Annotated in this window: 12 protein-coding genes; all 12 read left to right on the top strand. The window is 39.4% G+C overall.

Annotation, left to right across the window (positions count from 1 at the left end; translation table 11 throughout):
- Positions 1-38 precede the first annotated feature (38 nt).
- Positions 39-1,862: a translation elongation factor 4 gene (gene lepA / locus QA539_RS06460; RefSeq protein ID WP_219492222.1), complete on the top strand. Its 1,824-nt coding sequence runs from the start codon at positions 39-41 to the stop codon at positions 1,860-1,862.
- Positions 1,863-1,901: 39 nt separating this feature from the next.
- Positions 1,902-3,017, top strand: a complete 1,116-nt coding sequence (gene hemW / locus QA539_RS06455) for a radical SAM family heme chaperone HemW (RefSeq protein WP_419894993.1) — start codon at positions 1,902-1,904, stop codon at positions 3,015-3,017.
- Positions 3,018-3,128: 111 nt separating this feature from the next.
- Entirely contained in the window at positions 3,129-4,082 is a 954-nt protein-coding gene (hrcA, locus tag QA539_RS06450) for a heat-inducible transcriptional repressor HrcA (protein ID WP_219492215.1), read from the top strand.
- A 2-nt stretch (positions 4,083-4,084) separates the two neighbouring features.
- Positions 4,085-4,678 (top strand): nucleotide exchange factor GrpE, encoded by a 594-nt coding sequence (gene grpE / locus QA539_RS06445; protein ID WP_219492212.1) that lies wholly within the window; start codon positions 4,085-4,087, stop codon positions 4,676-4,678.
- 52 nt (positions 4,679-4,730) lie between these two features.
- Positions 4,731-6,557, top strand: a complete 1,827-nt coding sequence (dnaK, locus tag QA539_RS06440) for a molecular chaperone DnaK (RefSeq protein ID WP_219492209.1) — start codon at positions 4,731-4,733, stop codon at positions 6,555-6,557.
- Between the two features lie 104 nt (positions 6,558-6,661).
- Positions 6,662-7,780, top strand: coding sequence for a molecular chaperone DnaJ (gene dnaJ / locus QA539_RS06435; protein ID WP_283721899.1), 1,119 nt, complete (start codon positions 6,662-6,664; stop codon positions 7,778-7,780).
- A 2-nt stretch (positions 7,781-7,782) separates the two neighbouring features.
- Entirely contained in the window at positions 7,783-8,718 is a 936-nt protein-coding gene (gene prmA, locus QA539_RS06430; protein WP_283721898.1) for a 50S ribosomal protein L11 methyltransferase, read from the top strand.
- A 1-nt stretch (position 8,719) separates the two neighbouring features.
- Complete coding sequence (locus QA539_RS06425) at positions 8,720-9,457, top strand: 16S rRNA (uracil(1498)-N(3))-methyltransferase (RefSeq protein ID WP_419894992.1); 738 nt, start codon at positions 8,720-8,722, stop codon at positions 9,455-9,457.
- A gap of 119 nt (positions 9,458-9,576) precedes the next feature.
- The gene (gene mtaB / locus QA539_RS06420; RefSeq protein ID WP_283721896.1) at positions 9,577-10,920 is read left to right on the top strand and encodes a tRNA (N(6)-L-threonylcarbamoyladenosine(37)-C(2))-methylthiotransferase MtaB; all 1,344 of its coding nucleotides are present in this window, start codon (positions 9,577-9,579) and stop codon (positions 10,918-10,920) included.
- 119 nt (positions 10,921-11,039) lie between these two features.
- A complete protein-coding gene (gene rpsU / locus QA539_RS06415; protein WP_219492197.1) occupies positions 11,040-11,216 on the top strand; it encodes a 30S ribosomal protein S21 in 177 nt (58 codons plus the stop codon).
- 155 nt (positions 11,217-11,371) lie between these two features.
- A complete protein-coding gene (locus QA539_RS06410) occupies positions 11,372-12,001 on the top strand; it encodes an NfeD family protein (protein WP_419894991.1) in 630 nt (209 codons plus the stop codon).
- A gap of 17 nt (positions 12,002-12,018) precedes the next feature.
- The gene (floA, locus tag QA539_RS06405) at positions 12,019-13,008 is read left to right on the top strand and encodes a flotillin-like protein FloA (protein ID WP_219492193.1); all 990 of its coding nucleotides are present in this window, start codon (positions 12,019-12,021) and stop codon (positions 13,006-13,008) included.
- The last annotated feature ends 1 nt before the right edge of the window (position 13,009 follow it).

Here is a 13,009-nt window from a genome sequence, read left to right as displayed (position 1 = left end):
CAAATATACGAACAATTTAAGAAAGTTGGACAATAACTATGAATAATGAACAACGTTTAAAGCGTCAGGAACGAATTAGAAACTTTTCGATTATTGCCCACATCGACCACGGGAAGTCGACTTTGGCGGATAGAATTTTAGAGAATACGAAATCTGTAGCAACGCGTGAGATGAAAGCACAGCTTCTTGATTCTATGGATCTGGAACGTGAACGCGGGATTACAATTAAATTAAATGCAGTACAGTTAAATTATACAGCGAAAGATGGCGAGACCTATATCTTTCATTTAATCGATACACCTGGTCATGTGGATTTCACATATGAAGTTTCTCGTAGTTTGGCTGCATGTGAAGGTGCGATTCTCGTAGTGGATGCGGCGCAAGGAATTGAAGCGCAAACGCTGGCAAACGTTTATTTAGCACTTGATAATGAGTTAGAACTTATTCCTGTTATCAATAAGATAGATTTACCAGCAGCAGAACCTGAGCGTGTGCGCCAGGAGATTGAAGATGTTATCGGTCTTGATGCGAGTGATGCGGTGCTTGCGAGTGCGAAGGCAAATATCGGTATTGAAGATATTTTAGAACAGATTGTTGAACTTGTTCCGCCGCCGATGGGTGACCCAGAAGCACCGCTTAAAGCGTTGATCTTTGATAGTGCCTTTGATGCTTATCGTGGTGTTATTTCATCAATCAGAATTATTGATGGGACGGTTAAGGCAGGCGATAAGATTAAGATGATGGCGACAGGTAAAGAATTTGAAGTTGTCGAAGTAGGAATCAATACACCGAAGCAAATGCCGGTTGCTGAATTAACGGTTGGAGATGTTGGTTATTTAACAGCATCGATCAAGAATGTTGGCGATTCACGTGTCGGTGATACAATCACACATGCCAGCAATCCTGCTCTTGAGCCACTTCAAGGATATAAGAAGATGAACCCGATGGTATTCTGTGGGGTGTATCCGATTGATACGGGTAAATATAATGATCTTCGTGAAGCATTAGAGAAACTTCAGTTAAACGATGCATCGCTAGAATTTGAACCAGAAACGTCTCAAGCGTTAGGATTCGGCTTCCGTGTCGGCTTCTTAGGGCTATTGCATATGGAAATTATTCAGGAACGTATTGAACGTGAGTTTGGTATTGAATTAATTGCGACTGCGCCGAGCGTTATCTACAAATGTGAGATGACAGACGGTAGTGAAATTGTTGTAGACAATCCTTCTAAGATGCCGGACCCACAGAAGATCGACAAAATTTATGAACCATACGTTAAAGCAAGTATTATGGTACCGAATGATTATGTTGGTGCAGTGATGGAACTATGCCAGAAGAAACGCGGAAACTTCCAGACGATGGATTACTTGGATGATATTCGTGTTAACATCATTTATGAAGTGCCGCTTTCAGAAGTTGTATTTGATTTCTTCGACCAGCTGAAATCAAGTACCAAAGGGTATGCTTCATTTGATTATGAATTGATTGGCTATCAGGAAAGTAAGCTTGTGAAGATGGATATATTATTAAACGGTGAAACAGTAGATGCACTAAGTTTTATCGTGCATAGAGACTTTGCATATGATCGTGGTAAAGTCATCGTTGAGAAACTAAAGACTTTAATTCCAAGACAGCAGTTCGAAGTCCCTATACAAGCAGCAATCGGTCAGAAGATTATTGCACGTACAAATATTAAATCGATTGGTAAGAACGTACTTGCGAAATGTTACGGTGGGGATATCAGCCGTAAGCGCAAATTACTTGAAAAACAAAAAGCAGGTAAAGCAAAGATGAAATCAGTAGGATCGGTTGAAATTCCTCAGGATGCATTCTTAGCTGTACTGAAAATGGATGAAGAATAAAGACGTGGGTAACCATGTCTTTATTTGTTAGGAGGCATAATGAGAAGTTTATATATTCATATTCCATTTTGTAATCGTATATGCACGTACTGTGATTTTAATAAGTTCCTCATTAAAAATCAGCCAGTAGATGAATATCTGGACTGTTTAATCAAAGAGCTTTCATCCATTGATGAACGCGATTTGCTAACGGTATTTATTGGTGGAGGTACACCTACAGCGCTGAATGAAGGACAACTTGAACGATTGCTCAGTTATATTGAACAGTCATTTACGATACATGAAGAATTTACGATGGAAGCAAATCCTGATGAATTGACGCGTAACAAGATTGCATTAATGAAGCAGTACGGTGTCAGCCGTCTATCACTCGGTGTACAGACGTTTGATAATGATCTATTAAAGTCGCTTGGCAGAACACATCAAGAACAAGATATATTTAACGCGGTGAACGCCGCAAACGAGCTGGGTATAGAATCTATCAGTCTCGACTTAATGTATCATTTACCGACACAGACATTAGAGCAATGTCGTCGTGATCTAGCACTTGCGACATCACTGGATATACACCATATTTCAAGTTACTCCCTAATATTAGAGCCGAAGACACAGTTTTATAATATGTATAAAAAGGGCATGCTTCAGCTGCCGGATGAACAGCTCGCTGCAGAGATGTATACGCTCACGATGAATACTTTAAGAGATCGTGGCTTTCATCAATATGAAATCTCTAATTACGCTAAAGGACACCATGAATCAATACACAATAAAGTATACTGGCAGAATAAAGAATATTATGGTGCCGGTGCTGGAAGTCATGGGTATATCGACGGAGTACGCTATTATAACATTGCACCTGTTCCACACTATATTAAGGCGATGCATAAAGGAAATGCGGTTAAAGAACGTATACCTGTCACAGTTGATGCTGCGATGGAGGAGTTTATGTTTTTAGGGTTAAGGTTGAATGATGGCATCAGCAAGAATGAATTTCTTGCGCGATATAAAACGTCGTATGATAATGTGTTTAAAGATGTCACGACCAAGCTCGTAAATGAAGGGTATTTAATTGAAACAGATGACCGAATCTCTTTAACAGCACTTGGAAGAATGCGTGGGAATGATGTATTTGAGAAGTTTCTACTTACTGTTTAGTAAATAGAAACTTCTTTTTTTATAATTATGAGTGTTAATGTTGACATACTTTGACCAATTTGATAAATTAGCATTAGCACTTGAGGTAAGAGAGTGCTAACGAGGTGAAATATGCTAACAGATAGACAATTACATTTGTTGAACGTAATTGTTGAGGATTTTGTTGATAGTGGAACGCCTATAGGATCTAAGAAGTTGATTGATGATCATCACTTTAATGTCAGTCCTGCAACCATACGTGCAGAGATGAAACGTCTAGAAGATTTTGGTTTGATCGAGAAGATGCACACATCTTCAGGACGTGTTCCTTCAGAAACGGGTTACAAGTTTTATGTAGAAGCGCTGCAGGAAGAATTTCCTTATGAACCGAACTTTGATATTAATAACAGTGATGCACTTGACTTCAGAAGACTTGCACAATTAATCGCAAGAGATACAAGACATTTGTCTATTGCAACAACATCTCAAATCGATATGAAGTCTATTTCCCAGATTCATTTAACATACTTAACACCGACGAAGCTGGTGTTGATTATCGTATATGAGAACGGAAATGTTGAACATCAGCAAATTTCATGGCAGGTACGTTTAACGAGACTTGAAATTGAGAAGATGAATAATTTTCTGAATGCGAATTTGGCGTCAATTAATAAGTCGAACTTACATCAGGAAGGATATCCGTCGATAAAGCAACTTCCTTTAACACATATTAAATCAGAGATTATTAAGAAAGCGACAACGAATACGAACGCGGTGTTCTTTGAAGGTCGCGAGTATTTATACGAAATTATGGACTCTGATAATCTAGAAGCGATTAGAGAAATGTTGAAGCTTATCGACTCTAATACATTACCAGATCTAATAGAATCAAAACAGTCGAATCAGATTGAAGTAATATTAGGTCAGGAGATTAGTCAGAACTTACAAGGGATATCGATTGTAACGACACCGATTCATATGCATAATATGAATGGTAACATTTCAATCATCGGACCAACTCAAATGAGTTACCGTGATATATTTAATAAATTATCGAATTTACATCGAATGTTTAAGGAGGACTAGATTTGTCAGAAGAAAATAAGCAGGATGTAATGAAAGACGAAAGCATCACAGAAACGAATGAAACTGAAAGCAATGAAACAGATGTTGCATCAACTGAAACTCCAGATGAAACAGTAGTAAGTGAGGCGCCTGTTGAAGATGAAAGTACCGATCCGGTAGCTGAACTTGAAGCAAAGCTTGAGCAGTCAGAAGAGAAGTATTTAAGACTGTATGCAGAGTTTGAAAACTATAAGAAACGCACGCGTCAGGAATTAGATACCGAAAGAACATATCGTGCGCAGAGTGTGTTACGTGATATATTACCAGCAATTGATAATATTGAACGTGCATTAGCGCAGCAAGGTGAATCAGATGAGTTTAAATCACTTCACAAGGGTGTAGAGATGGTTTATGAAAGTCTGTTACATTCACTTAAAGAGAATGGATTAGAAGTCATAGAAGCACTTGACCAGCCATTCGATCCAAATCTTCATCAAGCAGTGATGCAAGAAAGTGATGAGCGTAAAGATTCAGGTATCGTACTTGAAGAACTACAGAAGGGCTATAAATTAAAAGAACGTGTACTAAGACCGTCAATGGTTAAAGTAAACGAATAATTTTTAGTTTTATAACATTTCATAAATTTTAAATTAATGGAGGAATTATACAATGAGTAAAGTAATTGGTATTGACTTAGGAACTACAAATTCATGTGTATCTGTATTAGAAGGTGGAGAGCCAAAAGTAATCGCAAACCCAGAAGGTAACCGTACAACACCTTCAGTTGTAGCATTCAAAAATGGTGAAACACAAGTCGGAGAAGTGGCGAAGCGTCAAGCGATCACTAACCCTAATACAATCATTTCGATTAAACGTCATATGGGTACAGACTACAAAGTAAACATCGAAGGTAAAGAATACTCACCACAAGAACTTTCAGCAATGATCCTACAAAACTTAAAAGCAACAGCCGAAAGCTACTTAGGTGAAAAAGTAACGAAAGCAGTTATTACAGTACCTGCATATTTCAACGATGCAGAACGTCAGGCAACTAAAGATGCTGGTAAAATTGCAGGATTAGAAGTTGAGCGTATTATTAACGAACCAACTGCTGCAGCGCTTGCTTATGGCTTAGATAAAACCGATAAAGAACAAAAAGTATTAGTATTCGACTTAGGTGGCGGTACGTTTGACGTATCTATCCTTGAACTTGGTGATGGTGTATTTGAAGTATTGTCTACTTCAGGTGACAACAAATTAGGTGGAGATGACTTTGACCAAGTAATCATCGACTACTTAGTAGAAGAATTCAAAAAAGAAAATGGCTTAGATTTATCTCAGGATAAAATGGCAATGCAACGTTTAAAAGATGCTGCTGAAAAAGCGAAAAAAGACTTGTCAGGTGTATCTTCAACACAAATTTCATTACCATTCATCTCTGCTGGTGAGGCAGGACCACTTCACTTGGAAGTGACGTTATCACGTGCGAAGTTTGAAGAACTATCTCATACATTAGTAGAACGTACGATGGGTCCTACACGTCAAGCGATGAAAGATGCTGGATTATCAAATGCAGATATCGATGAAGTAATTCTTGTTGGTGGTTCAACTCGTATTCCAGCAGTACAAGAAGCAATCAAGAAAGAATTAGGTAAAGAACCAAACAAAGGTGTTAACCCAGACGAGGTTGTGGCGATGGGTGCTGCAATTCAAGGTGGCGTTATCACTGGTGATGTAAAAGATGTTGTATTATTAGACGTAACACCATTATCATTAGGTATCGAAACAATGGGTGGTGTGTCTACAGTGTTAATCGAACGTAATACTACAATTCCAACATCTAAATCACAAGTGTTCTCAACTGCAGCGGATAATCAGCCAGCAGTAGACATTCACGTATTACAAGGTGAGCGTCAAATGGCAGCAGATAACAAAACGTTAGGCCGCTTCCAGTTAACTGACATTCCACCAGCACCACGTGGTATGCCTCAAATCGAAGTGACGTTTGATATCGATAAGAATGGTATCGTAAACGTTACAGCGAAAGATCTAGGTACGCAAAAAGAACAGAAGATTACAATCCAGTCTTCATCTTCATTAAGTGACGAAGAAATCGATCGTATGGTTAAAGATGCAGAAGCAAATGCTGAAGCAGATAAGAAGCGTCGTGAAGAAGTAGATTTACGTAACGAAGCAGATCAACTTGTATTTGCAACGGATAAAGCAATCAAAGATTTAGAAGATAAAGTAGATGCTGCTGAAAAAGAAAAAGCAGAAGCAGCAAAAGAAGACCTTAAAAAAGCGTTAGAAGGTAATGACCTTGAAGAAATTAAAACGAAAAAAGACACACTAAACGAAATTGTTCAAGGCTTATCTATGAAACTTTATGAGCAAATGGCACAACAGCAAGGTGAAGGAGCACAAAGTGCTGAATCTAAAGATGACGATGTTGTAGATGCTGATTTTACTGAAGTGAAAGACGACGATAATAAATAAGTACTCTTTTAAAGTCAAAGTCAATTTATTGGCTTTGACTTTTTCTTTTAAAACATGCGATACACTGATATAGTAATAAAGAAATAAGAAAGGGAGAATGAAACGTGGCGAAAAGGGATTACTACGAAGTCCTTGGATTATCTAAAGGTGCTTCTAAAGAAGAGATAAAAAGAGCATATAAGAAACTATCAAAGAAATACCATCCGGACATTAATAAAGAAGCGGATGCTGAAGATAAATTCAAAGAAATTGCTGAGGCATACGAAGTGTTAAGTGATGATCAGAAAAAAGCACAGTATGATCAGTTCGGTCATGCAGGTATGGGCCAAAGTGCAGGATTTAGTGGCCAGGACTTTGGTGGTTTCGGTGGATTCGAAGATATCTTCAGTTCATTCTTCGGTGGCGGCGCACGTCGTGACCCGAATGCACCGCGACAAGGGAATGATTTGCAGTATCAGATGAATGTAACGTTTGAAGAGGCTGTATTTGGTGCTGAGAAAGAAATTTCAGTGAAGAAGGAAGTCGAATGTGATACGTGTGATGGCAGTGGTGCGAAACCAGGAACAAATATTAAGACATGCGCTACTTGTGGTGGACGTGGAAATGTGCATGTTGAACAGAACACACCATTTGGTCGCGTGAGAAGTGAACGTACTTGTCCAGATTGTGGTGGTACTGGTAAAGAGTTTGAAGAGAAATGTTCAGATTGTGGTGGTACTGGCAGAAAGATTAAGACAGTTAAGATTAGTGTGAAAGTACCAGCAGGTGTCGATACAGGTCAGCAAATTCGACTATCAGGTCAAGGTGAACCAGGTATAAATGGTGGACCGGCTGGAGATTTATATGTTGTATTTAACGTACAGGACCATGCTTACTTTGATCGCTCCGGTGAGGATATATTCTATACACTTGAACTCTCAATCGCTCAAGCAGCGCTTGGTGATGAAGTCGAAGTGCCAACGTTAGAAGGTAAAGTGAAACTAACAATTCCAGCAGGAACACAAACGGGCAAACGTTTCCGATTAAAGGAAAAAGGTGTTCAAAACGTACACGGCTATGGTCGCGGTGATGAATATGTAACGGTTAAAGTGATGACGCCTGTTAAGATGACGAACAGACAGGCAGAGTTATTAAGAGAATTCGCAGAGATCGACGGACATGATATTACAGAACAGCCTTCAAATTTCTTTGATAAAACGAAACGCTTCTTTAAAGGAGAATAAAGATGAACTATGTAGAGATAACGATGATGATCAATCATGAACTTGAGCCATTTATTGCAGAGATCCTGAATGAAGTCGGTGCGAATGGTGTAGTGATTGAAGATAGTCTTGAACTTCAGAAAGGTCGTATTGAAACATTCGGGGAAATTTATGAATTAAATCCGGATGATTTTCCAGAAGAGGATGTACGCGTTAAAGTTTACTTTAGTGAACTAGATTATGATGCGTCTGTTATCGAGCAAATTAAAGAAAAAGTAGACGCATTAAATGATGTCGACGTCACTCGTCTGGAATTCAGTACACATACCGTGCAGGAAGAAGACTGGGCTAATGAATGGAAAAATCATTTCCATGCCTTTAAAGTTTCAGACAAGTTCGTTATCGTACCGAGCTGGGAAAGCTATGACGGTTTACAGGACGGTGAGCATGCGATACACCTAGATCCTGGTATGGCATTTGGTACTGGTGATCATGCGACGACTTCGATGTGTCTCAAGTTAATTGAGAAGTATGTAGAAAGTGATCAGTCTATAGTTGACGTAGGGACTGGGTCTGGCATACTAAGTATCGCTGCACATAAACTTGGAGCAAAGCCAATTAAAGCACTCGATTTAGATTCTGTTGCTGTGAAAGTAGCAGAAGACAATTTCGAGAAGAATGACTGTCTTGACGCGATACAAGCAGAACCAGGGAATCTCCTTAAAGGTGAGACAGAGAAACGCGATGTAATATTTGCTAATATATTAGCTCATATCGTGGATATGATGATTGATGATAGTTATGCATTATTAAATGATAATGGTCTGCTTATAACGTCAGGCATCATTGACGAGAAAGAAGAGATGATCATCGACCACTTAAAACGCGTCGGTTATACGATTGTTGAAGTGATGCACGATAGTGGATGGGTTGCCATTGCAGCAAGAAAAGAGGCATAGTATGCAGCGTTATTTTCTTGGTATAAAAAGTGTTATAAACGAAACATATCGGATCAGTAGTAAGGACGACGTCCATCATATTAAAAACGTTATGAGACAGCAAACGGGAGATAAGGTGATCGTTAACTTTACGAATGCAACGATGATCTGTGAAATTACCGATATTCAGGCTGAGATTACAGTGAAACCGATTGGGCACATTGATATTCAGACAGAGATGCCTGTGTCTGTGACGATTGCCAGCGGGTTGCTTAAAAATGATAAGTATGAATGGATGATACAGAAGGCGACAGAACTTGGAGCTGCGTCGTTTATGCCGTTTGTTAGTGAAAGAACGATCGTAAAAGTGGACGAAAAGAAGTTCCAGAAGAAGTTAGAGCGTTTTACGAAGATTGTTAAGGAAGCGGCTGAGCAGAGTTACAGACAAATTGTCCCGTCTATTGAGTTTGTCGCGAGCGGGAAAGCATTAGGACAAAAGCTGAAAGACTTTGATCATGTGCTGATTGCATATGAAGAAACAGCGAAGTCAGGTGAGATGAAAAGCTTTACTGAAGCGTTACAAAATGTACAGCATGGTGATAAAGTGTGCGTGATATTCGGTCCGGAAGGTGGACTGAGTGAAGCGGAAGTGGCTCAGTTTGGAAGTACGGTTATTGGCCTCGGACCACGTATATTAAGAGCTGAGACCGCGCCGTTATATGCATTGTCAGCAATGAGCTTTCATTTTGAGTTGAATTAGACACTGAACTTTCAGTGTCTTTTATTGTATATCAATAACATTCCATGCAATGACATTGAAAGTTATTGATATTCATGGTATTTTTATATAATGCAAAGAATTATAAATGAGGTGAACATATGTCAACAGTTGCATTTCATACGTTGGGTTGTAAAGTAAACCATTATGAAACAGAAGCGATTTGGCAGTTATTTAAAGATGCTGATTATGAGCGCGTTGATTTTGAACAAAGTGCTGATGTCTATGTTATTAATACGTGTACAGTAACGAACACGGGTGATAAGAAGAGTCGTCAGGTGATCCGTCGTGCGGTTCGTCGCAATCCTGATGCGGTCATTTGTGTTACGGGGTGTTACGCACAGACGTCATCTGCAGAAATTATGGATATTGCCGGTGTAGATATTGTTGTCGGTACACAGGATCGTCATAAGATGCTTCCTTATATCGAACAGTATCGCGCGGAACGTCAACCGATTAATGGTGTGACGAATATTATGAAGAATCGTACATATGAGGAGTTAGATGTACCTTACTTTACGGACCGTACGCGTGCGTCACTTAAGATTCAGGAAGGGTGTAATAACTTCTGTACGTTCTGTATTATTCCTTGGGCGCGTGGTTTAATGCGTTCTCGTGATCCTAAAGAGGTTGTCCGTCAGGCAACGCAGCTTGTACAGTCTGGTTATCAGGAGATTGTATTAACAGGGATTCATACGGGTGGTTATGGTGAAGATTTAAAGGATTATAATTTGGCACAATTACTCCGTGATCTAGAGACGATTGATGGTTTGAAGCGTATTCGTATTTCTTCTATCGAGGCGAGTCAGCTAACGGATGAAGTGATTGATGTAATTGACAAGAGCAATAAAGTTGTGCGTCACCTACACATTCCGCTTCAGTCCGGTAGTGATACGGTATTAAAGCGTATGCGTCGTAAATATACGATGTCACATTTCTCAGAGCGTCTGAAGAAGCTGCATGCCATTATGCCAGGTCTTGCTGTTACGAGTGATGTTATTGTCGGTTTCCCTGGTGAGACTGAAGCAGAGTTCCAGGAGACATATGACTTTATTTTAAAGCATGGTTTCAGTGAACTACATGTCTTCCCGTATTCAATGCGTACGGGTACGCCTGCTGCAAGAATGACGGATCAAATTGATGAATCTGTGAAGAATGACCGCGTACATCGTTTAATTACATTAAGCGATCAGCTTGCAAAAGAATATGCAGGTCGTTTTGAAGGTGAAGTGCTGGAAGTGATTCCAGAAGAGAAGGCTAGTAATGGTAATATGCTTGTTGGTTACACGGATAATTACCTTAAGGTACAGTTTGAAGCAGATGAGCATTTAATCGGTGAGCTTGTTAAGGTGAAGATTGACAAGAGCGGCTATCCAATAAATGAAGGAACGTTCGTAACGGTCATCCCAAATACTTATAAGAAGTCAGAGATGCAAGTTCAATAACCTTCAAATTCGTTATTGACCTCGTGTAACTGTTGTATTATAATGTTTTAGTACATAGAATATTTTACTTATATCTATGTTTAAAATGTTCCGTTGATATTTGGAGGGAGGGAAATTATATGTCTAAAACTGTAGTTCGTAAAAACGAATCAATTGAAGATGCTTTACGTCGTTTCAAGCGTACTGTTTCTAAAAATGGTACAATTCAAGAAGTACGTAAACGTGAATTCTACGAAAAACCAAGTGTAAAACGCAAAAAGAAATCAGAAGCAGCGCGTAAACGTAAAGTCAAATAATATTTGCTCCCTCAAATGTTATTAATAGATGTAGAAGTCTGGATTATCCAGGCTTCTTTTTTTGTAACTGTTATTTGTGAATTTTTCATAAATTTTATGTTTATACATATATTGTGAGTGAATTTTCTGTATAATGAAAATAAGGAGGTGTTCAGTTGGATTTACAATTACAGGATATCATCCTGCCTATGTTAATGATTGTTATGACAGTGTCATGCATATGGCAGCTTTATACTCCGAGAATCAGCAGTGCTGGAATAATATGCGCAATTGCGAGTTTATTATTTTTTGTCATGAACATCTATAACGGTGATATGGAAGCACTGGCGATTATTTTGTTTATCGGTGGTATACTTCTTGTCATTTTAGAGTTGTTTATTATCGGTGCTATTATTGGAATTATCGGTATTATATGCATTATCATCAGTTTTCTGCTTGTTGGAGACAACATGATGATGATGACTTTATTCGTATCGATCTGTTTAATCGTCGCACTTATAGAATGGGTGATCATAGTGAAGTTTTTCAAGAAGAGAGTTCCTCTGCTTCAGCAAGTCGTGTTACATGACTCAACGAATAAGGAGGCAGGCTACACATCTCATGATGACAGGTCATATTTAGTAGGGCAGGTAGCTGTTTGTCTAACTGACTTAAGACCTTCTGGTATTATCGTGCATAATGATAAGCGTATTGACGCCGTGAGTGAAGGTGCATTTATCAAAAAAGATACTTCGGTGAAGATAACCGAGGTTGAAGGTACGCGTGTTGTAGTAAAAACATTATAAATAAAGGAGTGGAATGAATGTCAGGTTTAATAGGTATTGGAATAATTACATTTATCGTTATCGTCTTCTTGATGATATTATTCTCGTTTGTACCAGTAGGGTTATGGATTTCGGCGTTAGCTGCAGGTGTTAAAGTCGGCATTGGTACACTTGTTGGTATGCGTTTACGTCGTGTATCGCCACGTCGCGTTATTGATCCATTGATTAAGGCGCATAAAGCAGGTTTATCATTGACGACGAACCAGTTAGAGTCGCATTATTTAGCAGGTGGGAACGTTGACCGCGTCGTAGATGCAATTATTGCAGCACAACGTGCAGACATTAACTTACCTTTCGAGCGTGGTGCTGCGATTGATTTGGCAGGACGTGACGTGCTAGAGGCGGTACAGATGTCAGTTAACCCGAAAGTTATAGAAACGCCATTTATCGCCGGCGTTGCGATGAATGGTATTGAAGTTAAGGCGAAAGCGCGTATTACAGTGCGTGCAAACATCGAGCGCCTTGTTGGTGGTGCAGGTGAAGAGACGATTGTAGCCCGTGTCGGAGAAGGTATCGTTTCGACAATCGGATCAAGTCGTTCCCACACATCTGTATTAGAGAACCCGGATATGATTTCTCAGACAGTATTAGGAAAAGGTCTAGACTCTGGAACAGCGTTTGAGATTCTGTCGATTGATATTGCTGATGTAGATATCGGTAAGAATATTGGTGCAGATCTTCAGACAGAGCAAGCGATGGCAGATAAGAATATCGCACAGGCGAAAGCTGAAGAACGACGTGCGATGGCGGTTGCGCAGGAGCAAGAGATGAAAGCGCGTGTTCAAGAGATGCGTGCGAAAGTTGTGGAAGCGGAAGCAGAAGTGCCGCTTGCAATGGCTGAAGCATTAAAGTCTGGTAATATCGGTGTTAAAGAATACTATAACTTAAAGAATATCGAATCAGATACAGGTATGCGCAACGCGATTAACAAGATGACAGATAAGAATGATGATACGCCTAAAAAATAAA

It is taken from the genome of Macrococcus psychrotolerans, assembly GCF_038095555.1.
GTDB lineage: Bacteria > Bacillota > Bacilli > Staphylococcales > Staphylococcaceae > Macrococcoides > Macrococcoides psychrotolerans.
The sequence above is the reverse complement of the archived record's forward strand: the minus strand, read 5'-3'. Positions and strand labels throughout refer to the sequence as shown.